This window comes from Bradyrhizobium sp. UNPA324 (genome assembly GCF_006658635.1).
Taxonomy (GTDB): domain Bacteria; phylum Pseudomonadota; class Alphaproteobacteria; order Rhizobiales; family Xanthobacteraceae; genus Bradyrhizobium; species Bradyrhizobium nanningense.
In genome coordinates this window covers 5,147,035-5,162,299 of the sequence record NZ_LFJD01000004.1, presented here as the reverse complement: position 1 = coordinate 5,162,299, position 15,265 = coordinate 5,147,035, and the positions used below count along the sequence as shown (strand labels likewise).

The following is a 15,265-nucleotide window of genomic DNA, read 5'->3' as shown; positions in this document are numbered from 1 at the left end:
CGCTCGTCCCGTCTTGAAAATAATGATCCGCAAAATCGCGGGCAGTTTCTCTTTGGGAACACCGTAGTAACACCGAAGGAACCGGTGAGATCGCAGCTTTGCCGCAATCGGAAGGTTAAGAACTTCCTATCGCCGGCGCATCGCTGGCCGTTCATCCCACAGTTCGAGGTTGCCCCAGCAAATGCGATTCGTCGTCGCGGCTTGCGCCGCGTTTCTGATTCTGATGTGCGACCTCGATCCGTCGGCGTCCCGGCAAACATCAACTTTCGACACCGCCATTCTTCAGAACAATCATGCCTCGCCCCTGGTTCCGGTGGTCGAACTCTTCCTCGCCAGCGTGCAGGCCATTGAGCTCGCCAACGCGCGCGCGGCGCATGAGGAAACGATCGAGCCGCTGCGCGCGAGCGAACCCGTCGCCGAGGCGCCGATTTCAGCGACAGATAAATTCTGCCATGCGCTCCGCGAAGCCGCCGAGGCCAGCGGCATTCCCGTGCCATTCTTTGCCCGCCTGCTCTGGCAGGAGAGCCGCTTCAAATCCAACGAGGTCAGCCAGGCCGGCGCCCAAGGCGTCGCGCAGTTCATGCCGGAAACCGCCGCCGAAGTCGGGCTCGACGATCCCTTCGATCCCATGAAGGCGATGCCTGCATCGGCAAAGTTCCTGCGCAAGCTGCGCGATGATTTCGGCAATCTCGGTCTCGCCGCAGCCGCCTACAATGCAGGCCCGGGTCGCATTCAGAAGTGGCTCGCCAAGGAGAGCGAGCTGCCGCGCGAAACGCGCGACTATGTCCGCATCATTACCGGCACCAAGGCCGAGGACTGGATCGAGCGGTCGGAGGCGCTTGCGATCCGGATCGACCTGCCGCGCGAGGCACCTTGCGAAGGTGTCGGCAGCCTGTCGAAGGCAAAAGACGTCGCCTGGGTTCCGGTCAACCTGACGCCGTCGGCCATCGCTCTTATTCGCAAAGCCGAGCAGCTCGCCGCGCGGCTGGCGACGAGCCGTGCCCGCAAGCGGTTCGCAACCCTGCTCCGGAAGACGGCTTCCACTCGCGGCAAGGCGCGCAGTATGATTGCAGCGCGCGCGGCCGGAAAGAGCGCGAAAGTCCGCGCCGTTCGCTTCGCATCACGCGAACGGCCCTCGGGCTAATGTTCGGAGCCACCCGCTTGAGTGGCTCCGACGTTCATTGCTAGTCGATCTCCTCGATCACGCGTCGTTCGCGGGGCTCGATAACGTAGGTCCGGCTGTCGCGATGGATGTAGCGGTATTCCCTCAGATCCGGCGCATCCCGATACACCGTGCTGGGGAGTTCCTCCACTTCGACACTGTCCGGGACGCGATCGCCGACATGGATCTCGGTGCGCGCCGTGCTGCCGGTGGTCCGCGCCTCGCTTCGCCCTTCGGTGCGGGTCTTCGCATGCTTGCGGATCACCTCACGATCGCGATCGGAGAACTTGCTGGCGCTGCGCTCGCGCGTGGTCGTCGTCGTTGTCGCGGTGGATTGCCCCGAATACGGCAGCACCGTCACGATCTTGTAGGTTGCAGGGTCGACCACGACGATCTGATCCTTGACCAGCGCAAAGCTGTAGCCGCGATATTGCGGCACGATCTCGACGACGTCGGGCGGCAGTGTCGAAAGATGCACGTCGCGCGGCACCACCGTGCCGACATTCAGTGAGAAGTTGACACGGGTCAAAGGCTGAACGTTCAGGTGCGAGATCGACGTGCTGATCTTTGTCTCCTGCTGCCGGTTGAGATTCACGTCGGTCTGCGCGGCCGCCTGTGAACCGGTTCCCGTCCGCTCGCCCTGCGCCTGATTGCCGGTCGGCGCATTCGGTGCCTGCTGAGCCTGGTTGGTCCCGGACGCCGCTGGCGCCTGCTGGGCCTGGTTGCTGTTGGCCGGAGGCGGATTGGACCGATCCTGCGCCTGGTTCGTGTTCGCCGGCGGCGGGTTGGCGCTCTGCTGGGACGCAGGCTGGTTGCCGGCCGCGTTCGAATTCGCCGTGCCGCTCTGCGGCCGCGAGGTGTCCGCGCTGTTCGCGGCATTGTTAGATGTGCTGGAATTGGCAGCCCCGGACGGCGCGGTGCTCTGCGCATTCTGTGCCGACGTTCCAGTCGCCGGTGATTGCTGCGGCTGCGATGTGGTGCGCTGCGTATCAGCAGTGCTGGATGGCGAGGTAGTGGACGGCGCGGTGGACTTTGATTGGGCTTGCGGTGTCTGCTCGGACTTCGTGGCCGTGCTTGGCGATTGCGCGAAGGCGGCGTTCGCCAGCACCAGCCCCAAGGCGGTGGTTGCCAACAGGCGGATCATGGGTCACTTCCTTTTATCAAATGAACATGGCTACTAACCTGCGCTAAAACCGCCTGTTCCACTTTTTCCTGCACGGAACCTGCGATGCCATCGAACAGTGCCGGGATCGTCGCCTATCGGAAGCGCCGGAAGCTCGAGGTCCTCCTCGTTCATCCCGGAGGGCCGTTCTGGCGCAACAAGGATCTCGGCGCATGGTCGATCCCCAAGGGGGAATATGCGGACGAGGAAGATGCGGAAATCGCCGCGCGGCGCGAGTTCGCCGAAGAGCTTGGGCTTGAGCTGTCCGCGCCGCTGACCGCGCTTGGTCAGGTCAAGCAGCGCGGCGGCAAGCTCGTCACTGCGTTCGCAGCCGAGCTCGATCTCGACGTGCGCAGCGTTCGCAGCAACACGTTCGAGATGGAATGGCCGCCACGGAGCGGCAAACAGCAAGCCTTCCCCGAGGTCGATCGTGCCGAATGGTTCACGCTCGATGCGGCGCGGGCGAAGATCAACGCAGGACAACGCCCGCTGCTCGATCGGCTGGCGCAGCTGGCCGGCGGCGAGTAGCGACCACCGCAATCATGATCAATTTCCGCAAGCGGCCTTCTCACTCGGCCTTGATGTTCGCCGCCGACACGACCTCGGCGAGGTCCTTCGTTTCCTTCGCGATCTTCGCGGCGTATTCGGCAGGGCTGAGCACGCTCACGACGCCCTGCGAGCCCAGCTTCTCCGCGATTGCCGGATCCTTGGCCGCCGCGACGATCTCACGGTGCAGCGTCTCGAGGATCGGCGCCGGCGTCGACTTCGGCATGAAGAAGCCGACCCAGAACGAGATGTCGAAGCCGGAATAGCCGGCCTCGGCAACGGTCGGCACATCGGGCAACGACGGCAGCCGCTCGGCCGACGACACCGCGAGTGCGCGCAGCTTGCCGGCCTTGACCAGCGGCACGGCGGAGAGCGGGTCGAACACCGCCAGCACCTCCTGTGCGAGGATGCCGACCTCGGCGGCCGAACCGCCGCGATAAGGCACGTGGATCAGCTTGATGCCGGCCTTCTGGCTGAGCAGCTCCATGGCGAGATGGGCAAGGTTGCCGTTGCCGCCCGAGCCGTAGGCCAGCGCACCGGGCGCGGCCTTCGCGGCGGCAACGAGATCGGCCACGGTCTTGATATCAGCGGTCTTGGGATTCTCCGGATTGACCACCAGCACCAGCGGCGCCGACACGACGGTGGTGAGCGGCGCAAAATCCTTTTCCGGATCGTAGCGGATATCTTTGAACAGCGTCTTGTTGAGCGTGATGGTGGAGGAGTTGCAGGCGAGCATCGTGTAGCCGTCGCCGTCCGCACGCGCGACGCCTTCGGCTGCGATCATGCCGTTGGCGCCGGCGCGGTTCTCGACCACGAAGGGCTGCCCGAGCTTGCTGCCCAGGCGATCACCGATGATGCGCGCGGCGACGTCGACCGGTCCGCCGGCGCTGAAGCCGACCATAACCTTGACCGGCCGCACCGGATATTTCTGCGCCATGGCCTCCGTCGACAGCGCAGAGGCGCACAATCCGGCGATGACGGCCAGCAGGCGGACGGTTCGTTGCATTGGTTCTCTCCCCAGGCCTCACGGCGCCGCTTGTGCAGGCTTGTTGGTGCGACGCATCCGAGGATCATGAATAGCGGCCATCGCGGATTTCGCAATCGCGTTTGGGCGCCGGCATTCCGCCGCACGGCACGCGCGCGGCCCTCCAAACAAAAATGCGAAAACAACCCCATGCACAGTAGACGGCCCCAGTCGAAACAAGGGCTTACGCGCGGACACCTGCCTTCGGATAGTGCGAAATCGATTTTGACTCGTCGGGCAAAACAGGGGCATAATGGCATCATCGCGATGACCGTAAGCAACCCGGCCTGCCCGGCCATGGACGCCTCGTTTCGATCGCGCACAAGCCCTTCATCGACATCTGAAGATCGCAACCGCCGCACGGCAGCTGCGCGGCTCGGCATCGCACCAGCGAGCCGCCGCGCGCCGACCGCGGACCCAAGGAGATATCTACATGACGACAGCCCTGACACGCAACAGCACGACGCCCGTCACCAAGCATGACGGCAGCAAGCCGAGCCCGCGGATCAAGCTCACCCAAGAAAGCATCCTGATCCAGCATCCCGACGCGCAGGCCGGCGAACGGCTGTTGGGCGAGGCGCTCGGCGCCGTCGACCGCGACGCGCTGCACGGCATCCTCAAGCAATTGATGAAAGCCAGCGTGATCCTGCAGAAGCCCGATGAAGCCAACCTCGCCTTCATGGTCTCGATGATGAAGGGCATCGCGCCCAGGGATTCGCTCGAGGCCATGCTGACGGCGCAGATGGTGTCGGTTCACGTCGCCACCATGCGCTCGGCCTGTCGTCTCGCCTTCACCGAGGATCTCTCGCAGCAGGAAGGCATCGCGCGCACGATGACCCGGCTGGCCCGCACCTTCGCAGCCCAGATCGAGGCGCTCAACCGCCACCGCGGCAAGGGCGAACGTCCGATCACGGTGCAGAATCTGTCGGTGCAGGACGGCGGCAGTGCGATCGTGGGAAATGTCGCGCAGCATGCGCACCTGACTGTCGGCGAGCCGGGCACTTCGATTGACGCGGGACTGGTCCCGTCCCGCGAAGCCGGCGACCACGAGCACGACCGGACCGAAATGCTGCGAGGTGCCGGCGCGTGAGTGCCGATCACGTCCGCAACACGCGTGCGATGTCGGCAAGCCCGCGCTGCGGGGCCCGCACCCGCTGCGGGCTCGCCTGCCGCGCCCCGGCCGTGCGCAGCAAGCTCCGCTGCCGCATGCACGGCGGCGCCGAGGGATCGGGCGCCCCGTGGGGCAACCGCAATGCGCGCAAGCACGGCGCCTTCGCGCAGGAACGGATTGCGGGGCGAAGGGCGATCCGGGAGCTGCTCGGCGAGGCGGGAAAGCTGTTGAAGGAGCTGGACTCGAACTAAGGGAAACGGGTCATTTCGGAAGTTAAACGCCAATATCACCGGCTCGCCTGCCGAAAGACTAGCGCGGGGCGTTCTCCGGATTGGCGGCAGCAATCTGCAGCCCTGCCTCCTCCAGCGCCTGGGCAATCTGCTTCGCCAGAAGCTTGGCCTCTTCGGTCCCGATCTGTGCGTCGGGATGTCCCTTGAAGAACGCACAAATGGTCGTGGCGATGATGGTGTTCACCTGGTGCAAATCATCCATTTGATGCACACGAAGTTGCCAACTGCTTCACCCGGATGGGATGGCGCGTCGGCCCGCATAAGGAGAAGGGTCAACGCAAGCCAAAGAATGACAGAATGGCCGCGATCACGACGACTAGTCCTACGAGATAAATCAGGCCGTTCATTGCAGTTCTCCTTTCCGATGGATGACTGAATCTATCCGGGGGCCGCGAGCCCGCCCTTGTTGCCGCCCTGCTCATCGAGCGCGAGCTTTTCGAGCTGAACTTCCTTCTCTATGGCGGTCAGAGAGTTACCGATCTTGTCGACGATCCTGATCAGATCGGCATCGGAGATCTTGAGGCGCCTTCGAACGGACTTGACCTGCCCTGCGTTCGCAAGATCAAGCGTTGTGCGAATGACCCGTGGTGGTTTTGAGCACAGCATGAGCAGGTCTCCTGACGAGGGTAAGAGCGATGACATCTCTTTTGTTCCTCTTCCACCAGACCGCTCGGCCCTGAATGACGAATAAGCGAGAGCTCGATCCTACTTTGCATGGCCCGCCAATTGCGTCGCAGAGATCGACAGCGGCAGCTTGAGACGGTGGTCGCCTCATCCTCGCGGCGAGGTCGCCACGCCTCGAACGGTTTCGAAGCTGGCGCGCTGCAACGCGGCCCGTCGTTCCGCGATAGCATTGCTCAACAGCCCGAGCACCAGACCCAATGCCGCGAGCTCCTCTTCCTCGATGGCGCCGTCATCGTAGCATTCGAGCGTTTCACCAATGATGGCGTCGGCCTCGCGCTGCAGGACCAGAAGATCCTGGTTGGATTCCGCGGTTCGCGCGCTGGAAACCATGGCCAGGATTCTCTTGCGGTGGCTGTTGGTTTCCTCTCTTTCATCCCGATTCAAATAGCGCCGCAACCAGGCGGCCGCCGAGCCGATCCCGGAGAGAAGCAGCAGCCCGAACCAGAAGTAATCGCCATACCGGTCGAGGAAGGTACGTTCGTTGCCGTCGATGACAGCCGCCGCGCCCCGATGCACCTGCAGTTCGGCGTCCTTGTCGACGTCCGGCTTGGTAATGTGCGCAGCGCCCGGCACCTGCCTCGCAATCGCCTGGCGAACGGCAAAGAGCTGGCGGAAAAAGGCGGCGACCGTCGTTTCAGGCAGGGACTTTCTCGCCACGATGAGGTGGCTGACGCTGACCGTTTCGACTTTGTCACCCGGCCAGGCCGGATCCGCATTGAAGACGCTGGGCGGAATCTCCTCCGATTCATACCGGGGATGCTTCAAGGCGATCGCTTCCGATGCCTCGATGGCGAGAAACTTCGGCGCGCCGCGCACCCGCGCCGTTGCAGCCACGGCATCGGATGTAATCTTGCTGTCGAGCGGCCCGACCGCCATGAATGCATCGATGGTCAGATCGCGCGCCAACTCCTCGGTCTGGTCCGTGCCAAAGTGTGTCACCACGACCTTTTCCGCCTCCACTCCAGAGGCGCTCAGGATGACGCGTAGCAATGCCGCGTTGACCGGGGTCCGGCCGATCACTCCGACGCGGCGCCCTGCGAGATCGGCGACCTCCTTGATTCTCGGCGAGGGCTTTCTTTTCGCGTTTTTGCCGTTGGGCCGAGACGGAGCCCACAGCACGACGAAGTTCTTCCGTACGACGGCGACGGTCTGGGCCTCGGTGGGCATGTCCAGATCGCCACGGCCCACGGCGAGGTCGGCCTTGCCGGCCCCAAGCAGAGCGAGAGACTCCGCCGCGCCATCGGTCTTGATCGGGCGCAGCCTGACAGTCCGACTTTCGGCGCCAAAGGCATCGGCCATCGCCTGAATGACTTTGTGATCGTCGCTGCCAGGTGGTCCAACGGCGATCCGGAGGACGTCGGGCCGCAATGCGTAATAGAGTGCGCCGGCCGCGCCGCCAAAAACGAGGAATCCCACGGCGAGAACCAGGAGCAAGGAATTGCTTCTCCTCCGCTCCCGGCGGGCCGCCTCGCTGGTCGTCCGACCTATACTCTCCGACGAAGACATTGCCGCCGCTGGCCGCAGGTGAAGGCGCTTCCTGGTAGGCAGGATGCCAGTTTTTCCCGGGTATAACGTCTGGCGGCCGTCCTGGTTCAGGACCCCCGTGGTGGGAGACCCGCCGAGACGGGCGTCGAGCCGCACAGGCCGCGCGTTTCCGGCGTCATGGCGACCAGCGGTCGTGCTCCTCGCGATAGGCCTGCTTCGTTGAGGCGATCGGCAATATCCCTCTCCACGGGCTCGCTCTCCGCCTCTGCAAGCGGCTTGCCCTTGTTGGTCATGACGGCGGTCTCGCTGGCTTCGACCGGGAAGTCGTCCGGATGGATCGCGGGCTTTCTCATCAGCTCGCGCGAGGGTTCCCATTGAAATGCTCGGGGGCGCCGGAACTTCCCGCGGGGACCAACTTTGAATTGGCTAAACGGGCGCGTTCGCCATGACCACTGAAACGGAACTGAAATTCCGCGTTGCGCCAGGAAAATTGTCGTCATTGCTGCGGAAGGGTGGCTTGACCGGACGGCGCGGCGACCAGACCGAGCAATCGCTCGTGTCGACCTACTACGATACGAACAAGCATAGGCTCAGACGCCATGGCCTGACGCTGCGCGTCCGCAAGATCGAGGATCATTACGTGCAGACCGTGAAAGCGGGCGGCACGGGCGGCGTGACGCGGGGCGAATGGGAGCGCGAGGTTTCCGGTGCAAGCCCCGATCTCGAGAAGACGAAGCATACGCCGCTCCAGGAGCTTGCGACGCGAAAGCTTCGCCGCAAGCTTGCGCCTATGTTCCGGACCGACATTCATCGCATGGCGCAGGGGCGGCGCGTCCGCAGGAGCCAGATCGAGCTTGCGGTCGACCGTGGCCGCATCAGGGCCGGGCGCCGGTCGCGGCCCGTTGCCGAGCTGGAGCTGGAACTGAAGTCCGGACATGTTGCAGACCTGTTCCGCCTTGCCCGCGATCTCGAGCGCAAAGCGGGGGCCGAGCTCGATCTGCGCTCCAAGGCCGAGCAAGGTTATCTGCTGGTCTCGGGAAGCGGCAGCGGCGCCCAACGCGCCGAATCGATCGCGCTGAAGGCGGGACTGTCACCGCGCGAGGCCTTCCGCCTCATCGCGCATTCGACGCTACATCAGATCACGGCCAACGCCGATCCGGTACGCGACATGGACGCCGAGGGGGTCCATCAGATGCGCGTCGGCCTGCGGCGCCTGCGTGCGGCCATCTCGCTGTTTGCCGATCTTCTGCCGCGCGCGAGCACCGCACGGATCAAGACCGAGCTGAAATGGCTCACGGCCGAGCTGGCGCCGGCGCGCGAAATCGACGTGTTCCTGAACGAGAGCATTCGGCCGATCACCGAGCAGGGGGTGCCGCGCCGCGGCGCCCGCGCGATCCGCAAGCGGTTCTCCCGGCAACGGATGGCGGCATTCGGGCGCGCCCGCGCGGCGGTCATGTCGGCGCGTTACCGCCGCCTGCTGATCGACGTGGCCGAATGGATCGAAGGCGGCCGGCCTCGCGCCCATGACGATCGAAATGACGAGCGCACGATCGCCGCCTACGCCGCGGAGCTGCTCGATCGGCGCATCCGAAAGGCGCGCAAGCAGGGCAAGCGCCTGACCAATCTCGAGCCGATGCAGCGCCACAAGCTGCGAATCAGGATCAAGAAGATTCGCTATGCCGTCGATTTCTTCGAAAGCCTCTATAGCGATAGCCAACAGAAGGAGCTTGCAGAGCTCTCCGGCCGCCTCAAGCAGATCCAGTCCGCGCTGGGATCGTTGAACGACTTCATGGCGCACCGCGAGCTGGCGACGGAGGCTGCGCTGACGGCGCCGCCTGAGCATCGCCGCGCCCAGGCTTTCGCCTCGGGCGTCATCGTCGGTCAGGAGCGCAAGGCAGCCGATGGTCTGATGCAGGCTGCGGCGAAGGAGCTGTATCGCTTGCGCCGACTGCGCGCTGTACCGGATGTGCGGGCATAGGAGAACCGGCATGGGACACGATGTTGCCTGGGTCGGCAATTGGCGAAATCAATTCGGCTCGACCTTACGCATCACTGACGATGCCCACGGCCGTATCGAGGGGAATTTCGAGACTGCGCTCGAAGACAGCGGCTTTTACGGGCAAGCGGTGCCTATCACCGGGTTTCACAAGGGCAATTGCATCGCTTTTGTCGCGGTAGGCTCATCTGCGACGGGCGACCGCGCCGTCTCCTATACCGGACTGCTGCGTCACGGAAAGATGGAGACGGCCTGGTTCGTGATCGCAGACCAGGCGCTGAGCGCGTCCAGCGAAGGCGAGCCGGCGAAGCTGAAACCGCTGAATTGGTGGCGCGCCGTGACAACGAACGTCGATACGTTTGAACGAATCTAGCGCGCGGCTCCCCCGGCCGACGATGACAAGCCACGCAATCCGGAATAACGGGGCTGCCCGGCCCGCCATTGGCAGCGGACTTGCGATCGTGTAACCGCAGCGCAAAGCTTGCCGGGACGAACGCTCATGACGATGGCTGCCACGAACGAGGCGGGAGATGGCACCCGCGCGCTGATCTTTGCGCTGCTTGCGCTCGCCTGCGGCCACATGCTCTCGACCTTGCTGCGCACCATTCCGGCCGTCAGCCTCGATCTGATGGCGGCGGATTTCCATCTCGAGCCGCAGGCGCTGGCGAGCCTCACCTCGATCTATCCTTTCGCTTTCGCCGCGGCGCAGATCCCGGTCGGGGCGGCAATGGATCGGTTCGGCGTGCGACCGGTGTCGCTGAGCCTGCTCGCGGGGACCGTGCTCGGCGCGGTGGCGTCGGGATTTGCCACCGGCCCCGCGGGCTTTGCGGTCGGGCAGTTCATGCTGGGGGTCGCCACCTCGGGCATGCTGATGTGCCCGATGACGCTGGCGGCCAAGCAATTGTCCGCGGCGCGGTTCGGGCTGTGGTCGGGCGCGATCCTCTCGATCGGCAATATCGGCATGCTGCTGTCGGCGAGCCCGCTCGCCTTCGTGGTCGACACTTGGGGCTGGCGCGCCGGGTTCTGGATCTCCGCATCTGGCGGCGTCGCGGTCGCACTCGCCGTGTTCGCGCTGGTGCCGCACCAGCCGGCCGAACACAAGGACGATTCCTCGCCGCTGTCGCAGATGATCGAGGTGCTCAGGCTCGGCCTCTCGCGTCCCCTGCGCGGCCTGATCGCGCTCGCGCTGGTATCGCTGGCGACGTCGCTTGTGCTGCGCGGATTGTGGGGCGGGCCGTGGCTGATGCAGGTCAAGGGACTGTCGCGGGTCGAGGCCGGCAACCAGCTCGGTGCCTTCACGTTGGCGATGATCGCAGGTCCACTTCTCATCGGCATGATCGACCGCAGGCTCGGACGCCGCCGCGATCTGGTGGCGAGCGCGCATATGGCCGGGGCGCTGCTGCTGGCGCTGATGGCGCTCGGGGCGCCGCATTACGCGGTGGCCGCCTTGTTCGGAATCGCCGTGATGCCGCCGCAATACGATCTCGTGCTGTTCGTGCTGATCGGCCTTGCGACCTCCGCCCAGCCGCTGATCTTCGGCATGTCCCGGCAGCTGGTCGATGCACAAGTCGCGGGCAAAGCTCTGGCGGCCGTGAACCTCGCCTTCTTCCTCGGCGCGGCCTTGATGCAGTCGGTGACCGGGGCAGTCGCGGCGCTCGCGGGATTGCCGGCCGTGCTGCTGTTCATGGCTGCCATGCTGGCGCTCGGCGTGCTGATCTTTTTGACTTACACGTCGCCGCGTTCGTAAGGTGCAGGCCGGTTCGCCAAAGGAAAGAATCATGCCCGTCGACACCAAAGCCGCCACCGACCGTCTCATGCGCTTCCTCGCCGTCGAGGGCGTGACCGGACAGGAGGCGGCGATCGGGCGTGAACTCACGGCCGCCTTGAAAGAGGCCGGCGTGCCGGCGAAGGCGATCCGGCTCGACGACGCCAACACGCGCATTCCCGTGCCGACCGAGACCGGCAACCTCATCGTTGACCTGCCCGGCCGCGGCGCGCTGCACAACCAGCCGCGCATCATGTTCATGACGCACATGGACACCGTGCCGCTCTGCGCCGGCGCCAAGCCGAAGAAATCGGGACGCAAGATCGTCAACGAAGCGAAGACCGCGCTCGGCGGCGACAATCGCTGCGGCTGCGGCGTGCTGGTGACGCTGGCGGCCGAACTCGAAAAGCAGAAGCTCGACCATCCGCCGATCACGCTGCTTTTCTGCGTACGCGAGGAGAGCGGGCTCTACGGCGCGCGCCACGTCAAGCTGGACGAGCTCGGCTCGCCCGTGATGGCGTTCAACTATGACGGCGGCTCCGCCTCCAACGTCGTCATCGGCGCGGTCGGCGCCGACCGCTGGACCGTCGAGATCTTCGGCCGCGCCTCGCATGCCGGCGTCGCGCCGGAGCGCGGCATCTCCTCGACCATGATCATGGCACTGGCGCTCACTGAGGTGAAGTCCGGCGGCTGGTTCGGCAAGGTGGTGAAGGGCAAGCGGCAAGGCACCAGCAATGTCGGCCCCGTCACCGGCGGCGAGGGCCGCCCCGCGGGCGATGCCACCAACGTCGTCACCGACTACGTGCATGTGCGCGGCGAATGCCGCAGCCATGACGGAAAATTCTTCAAGGAGATCACCAAAGCCTACAAGGCCGCGTTCGAGAAGGCCGCCAAGAAGGTGACGAATGCGCAAGGCAAGTCCGGCAAGGTCAAGTTCAAGGCCGAGACCGACTACTATCCGTTCCGCATGAAGGACAGCCAGCCCGTCATCAAGCGCGCGGTCGAGGCTGTAAGCGCGGTCGGCGGCACTCCGAACGTCCGCACCGCCAACGGCGGCCTGGATGCCAACTGGATGGTCCGCCACGGCATTCCGACCGTGACCTTCGGCGCCGGTCAAAACGAGGCACACACGATCGACGAGTGGATCAACCTGGACGAATACGACCGCGCCTGTGCGCTGGCGCTGCAGCTTGCGACGACGCGGTGAGATAGATTCGTAGGTGGGTTACGCCAGCCGACTGCGCTTCGCGCAGGCGCTCGCTAACCCACTCTACGAAATAAAAAGAAAAAGGGAGGCCACATGCCACGCATCGCGACGATTGAGACCGGATTGTACCGGATCCCCCTCCCCGTCACGCTGTCCGACTCCACCCATGGCGAGATGGCGGCGTTCGAGCTGATCACCTGCCGCATCCGCGATGCCGATGGCGCCGAAGGCGTCGGCCACACCTACACCGTGGGCCGCAATGGCGGCGCTGTCGCCGACATTCTCAGGCGCGAGATCCCCGCGCTGGTCGAGGGCCGCGAGGCCGACGATACCGAAGCGATCTGGCATCACGTCTGGTGGGCGCTGCATTATGGCGGGCGCGGCGGGCCGGTGGTGCTGGCGCTCTCCGCGCTCGACATCGCGCTGTGGGATTTGAAGGCGCGGCGCGCCAAGCTGCCGCTGTATCAATTGCTCGGCGGCTTCGATGCGCGCGTGCCGTGCTATGCCGGCGGCATCGACCTCGATCTCTCCGTGGACGAGCTGCTCGCGCAGACCGACGGCAACCTCGCGAAAGGCTTTCGCGCCATCAAGATGAAGGTCGGCCGGCCCGACCTGAAATCCGACGTCGCAAAGGTCTCTGCCATGCGAGAACATCTCGGCGACGGCTTTCCGCTGATGGCGGATGCGAACATGAAGTGGACCGTGGAGGAAGCGATCCGCGCCGCGCGCGCTTTCGTTCCCTACGATCTCACCTGGCTGGAAGAGCCGACTATCCCCGATGACGTCGCAGGCCACGTCCGCATCATGCAGGCCGGCGGCGTGCCGATCGCGGCGGGCGAGAATTTGCGCTCGCTGTGGGAGTTCAAGAACTACATCACGAGTGGCGCGGTGTCCTATCCCGAGCCGGACGTCACCAATTGCGGCGGCGTTTCCGCCTTCATGAAGATCGCGCGGCTGGCGGAGGCGTTCAACCTGCCCGTCACCAGCCACGGCGCCCACGACATCACCGTGCATCTGCTCGCGGCCTGCCCGAACCGCTCCTATCTGGAGGCGCACGGGTTCGGGCTGGACAAATACATCGAGCACCCGCTGGTGCTTGAGGACGGCAAGGCGCTGGCACCGGACCGCCCCGGGCATGGCATCAGCTTCGATTGGGCGGGGCTTGCGAAGCTGGTGGGGTAAGCTCGGTGCCCTGAACCTCTCCCGCTTGCGGGAGAGGTCGCGCCGAAGGCGCGGGTGAGGGTTCTATCCTCTTGGGAAGTCCCACTGCGGAGACACCCTCTCCCCAGCCATCCCCCGCAAGCGGGGGAGGGAGCGCACCGTCTTCAGAGAGCTCGCACAGTGCTGACGACGGCGAAAAAGGACATTGTGCACGCGAGCCATTCCCCAACGCTTGATGCATGCGGCGGATAATCCGTTATGGTGGCGACAACCGACACCTTGCGAGAGACACCCGCCTTGACACCCGAGCTGCAGCAGAAACTGACCGAATGGCGCCGGCACCTTCATGCCCACCCGGAGCTGTCGCTCCAGGAAAAAGCCACTGCCGCCTTCGTGCAGGACAGGCTCACCGAGCTCGGCATTCCGTTCGAGGCAGGCATCGGCGGCCATGGCATCGTCGCGACCTTGACGCGCGGACATGCGCAAAGGCGGGTCGGCCTGCGTGCCGACATGGATGCGCTGCCAATCACCGAGGACACCGGCCTGCCCTATGCGTCCAAGACATCAGGCGTGATGCACGCCTGCGGCCATGACGGACACACCACTTCGCTGCTCGGCGCCGCCGCGCTGCTCGCCGCCGATACCAGCTGGAGCGGCGCGGTCGACTTCATCTTCCAGCCGGCCGAGGAAGGCTTTGGCGGCTCGCGCGCGATGGTCGCGGCCGGGCTGTTCGACCGCTTTCCGATGGAACGTGTGTTCGGCTTTCACAATTGGCCGGGCCTTGCCGCCGGCACCATTGCCGTGCATGACGGCGTCGTCATGGCCTCCGGCGGGCGCATCACCATCAGCATCGAGGGCCATGCGGGCCACGCCGGCATGCCGCATCTGACGCGCGATCCGGTGGTGGCGGCCGGCCATCTGATCGTGGCGCTGCAATCGGTCGTGGCGCGCGGCGTCGATCCGCTCGACACCGCCGTGCTCTCGCTCTGCACCATCGAAGGCGGCACCGCGCCGAACCAGATCGCCGGCCGCGTCACCATCCGCGGCACGCTGCGCTACCACCGCGAGGCGGTCAAGGACACCATCCTCGACGGCATCGAACGGACCTGCGCCGGCATTGCGACCAGCTTCGGCGTCAAGGTGACGCCCGAGATCGTCTGGGGTGTGGGTGTGGTGGTCAACACGCCCCTTGAGGCGGACCTGGCGCGCATCGCTGCCGAGAAGGTGCAAGCGCCCGTGCGGCGCGACCTCGCGCCCAGCATGGCCGGCGAGGATTTTGCCCATTACCTGCAGCAGCGGCCGGGCGCCTTCGTCTGGATCGGCAACGGCGAATTGCGCGACGGCGCCGAGCTGCACGGCCCGCGCTACGATTTCAACGACGCGATCTTACCCGTAGCGTCGAGCTGGATGGCCGAAGTTGCCAAGGCGGCGCTGGCGTCGAACTAGCTCACGAGATCTCGCGCGGCAGCTTCCAGTCCCGCTTCGGCTCGAACGTCTCCTCGACGCGTGCGACGTGATATCCGGCCGGCAGCAGCCGGCCGCCCTCCTCGTCCGCGACCGGAACGTCGGTCACGAGTCCCTCGATCAAGGCGGCTTCCCACACCTCTTTCTCGGTCGGAAAGGGATCGCCGATCTGCTTGCTCCCTTCGAACAGCGCGTACATCGGTTCCTG

At 65.1% G+C, this 15,265-nt stretch carries 17 protein-coding genes; 10 read left to right on the top strand and 7 right to left on the bottom strand.

All coding sequences use genetic code 11. The features are described from left to right. Window positions 1–181 precede the first annotated feature (181 nt). Window positions 182–1,144, top strand: a complete 963-nt coding sequence (locus UNPA324_RS24815; protein WP_128916828.1) for a lytic transglycosylase domain-containing protein — start codon at window positions 182–184, stop codon at window positions 1,142–1,144. 40 nt (window positions 1,145–1,184) lie between these two features. Here UNPA324_RS24815 and UNPA324_RS24810 read toward each other — a convergent pair whose 3' ends face one another. Continuing rightward, window positions 1,185–2,306, bottom strand: coding sequence for a DUF1236 domain-containing protein (locus UNPA324_RS24810; RefSeq protein WP_141936435.1), 1,122 nt, complete (start codon window positions 2,304–2,306; stop codon window positions 1,185–1,187). An 84-nt stretch (window positions 2,307–2,390) separates the two neighbouring features. Here UNPA324_RS24810 and UNPA324_RS24805 point away from each other — a divergent pair, with 84 nt between their 5' ends. Further along, window positions 2,391–2,852: an NUDIX hydrolase gene (locus UNPA324_RS24805; RefSeq protein ID WP_141936433.1), complete on the top strand. Its 462-nt coding sequence runs from the start codon at window positions 2,391–2,393 to the stop codon at window positions 2,850–2,852. A gap of 40 nt (window positions 2,853–2,892) precedes the next feature. Here UNPA324_RS24805 and UNPA324_RS24800 read toward each other — a convergent pair whose 3' ends face one another. Further along, window positions 2,893–3,876: a Bug family tripartite tricarboxylate transporter substrate binding protein gene (locus UNPA324_RS24800; protein ID WP_141936431.1), complete on the bottom strand. Its 984-nt coding sequence runs from the start codon at window positions 3,874–3,876 to the stop codon at window positions 2,893–2,895. 451 nt (window positions 3,877–4,327) lie between these two features. On the opposite strand from UNPA324_RS24800, the gene UNPA324_RS24795 reads away from it, so the two are divergent. Then, window positions 4,328–4,984: a hypothetical protein gene (locus tag UNPA324_RS24795; protein WP_128916824.1), complete on the top strand. Its 657-nt coding sequence runs from the start codon at window positions 4,328–4,330 to the stop codon at window positions 4,982–4,984. After that, a complete protein-coding gene (locus tag UNPA324_RS24790; protein WP_141936429.1) occupies window positions 4,981–5,256 on the top strand; it encodes an HGGxSTG domain-containing protein in 276 nt (91 codons plus the stop codon). Before UNPA324_RS24795 ends, UNPA324_RS24790 begins: the two co-directional genes overlap by 4 nt. A gap of 58 nt (window positions 5,257–5,314) precedes the next feature. Here UNPA324_RS24790 and UNPA324_RS24785 read toward each other — a convergent pair whose 3' ends face one another. From UNPA324_RS24785 to UNPA324_RS35305, 4 genes are all read right to left on the bottom strand, one after another. Beyond that, on the bottom strand, window positions 5,315–5,479 hold the full coding sequence (locus UNPA324_RS24785; RefSeq protein WP_245471605.1) for a hypothetical protein: 165 nt from the start codon (window positions 5,477–5,479) through the stop codon (window positions 5,315–5,317). 194 nt (window positions 5,480–5,673) lie between these two features. After that, the gene (locus UNPA324_RS35310; RefSeq protein ID WP_128948016.1) at window positions 5,674–5,901 is read right to left on the bottom strand and encodes a hypothetical protein; all 228 of its coding nucleotides are present in this window, start codon (window positions 5,899–5,901) and stop codon (window positions 5,674–5,676) included. 165 nt (window positions 5,902–6,066) lie between these two features. After that, the gene (locus UNPA324_RS24780; RefSeq protein ID WP_141936426.1) at window positions 6,067–7,485 is read right to left on the bottom strand and encodes a TAXI family TRAP transporter solute-binding subunit; all 1,419 of its coding nucleotides are present in this window, start codon (window positions 7,483–7,485) and stop codon (window positions 6,067–6,069) included. 86 nt (window positions 7,486–7,571) lie between these two features. Next, complete coding sequence (locus UNPA324_RS35305; RefSeq protein WP_164935867.1) at window positions 7,572–7,817, bottom strand: hypothetical protein; 246 nt, start codon at window positions 7,815–7,817, stop codon at window positions 7,572–7,574. Between the two features lie 92 nt (window positions 7,818–7,909). Between UNPA324_RS35305 and UNPA324_RS24775 the strand changes: the two genes are divergently transcribed. From UNPA324_RS24775 to UNPA324_RS24750, 6 genes are all read left to right on the top strand, one after another. Next, on the top strand, window positions 7,910–9,442 hold the full coding sequence (locus tag UNPA324_RS24775) for a CYTH and CHAD domain-containing protein (RefSeq protein ID WP_141936424.1): 1,533 nt from the start codon (window positions 7,910–7,912) through the stop codon (window positions 9,440–9,442). A gap of 10 nt (window positions 9,443–9,452) precedes the next feature. After that, on the top strand, window positions 9,453–9,833 hold the full coding sequence (locus UNPA324_RS24770; RefSeq protein ID WP_128916819.1) for an avidin/streptavidin family protein: 381 nt from the start codon (window positions 9,453–9,455) through the stop codon (window positions 9,831–9,833). A gap of 126 nt (window positions 9,834–9,959) precedes the next feature. Next, window positions 9,960–11,207 (top strand): MFS transporter, encoded by a 1,248-nt coding sequence (locus UNPA324_RS24765; RefSeq protein WP_128916818.1) that lies wholly within the window; start codon window positions 9,960–9,962, stop codon window positions 11,205–11,207. Window positions 11,208–11,238: 31 nt separating this feature from the next. Beyond that, entirely contained in the window at window positions 11,239–12,432 is a 1,194-nt protein-coding gene (locus UNPA324_RS24760) for a M20/M25/M40 family metallo-hydrolase (RefSeq protein WP_128916817.1), read from the top strand. A gap of 93 nt (window positions 12,433–12,525) precedes the next feature. Then, complete coding sequence (locus UNPA324_RS24755) at window positions 12,526–13,614, top strand: mandelate racemase/muconate lactonizing enzyme family protein (protein WP_141936422.1); 1,089 nt, start codon at window positions 12,526–12,528, stop codon at window positions 13,612–13,614. Between the two features lie 276 nt (window positions 13,615–13,890). Then, window positions 13,891–15,039 (top strand): amidohydrolase, encoded by a 1,149-nt coding sequence (locus UNPA324_RS24750; protein ID WP_181769675.1) that lies wholly within the window; start codon window positions 13,891–13,893, stop codon window positions 15,037–15,039. A gap of 1 nt (window position 15,040) precedes the next feature. On the opposite strand, the gene UNPA324_RS24745 is transcribed toward UNPA324_RS24750, so the two are convergent. Beyond that, window positions 15,041–15,256, bottom strand: a complete 216-nt coding sequence (locus UNPA324_RS24745; protein ID WP_128916814.1) for a hypothetical protein — start codon at window positions 15,254–15,256, stop codon at window positions 15,041–15,043. Window positions 15,257–15,265 lie beyond the last annotated feature (9 nt).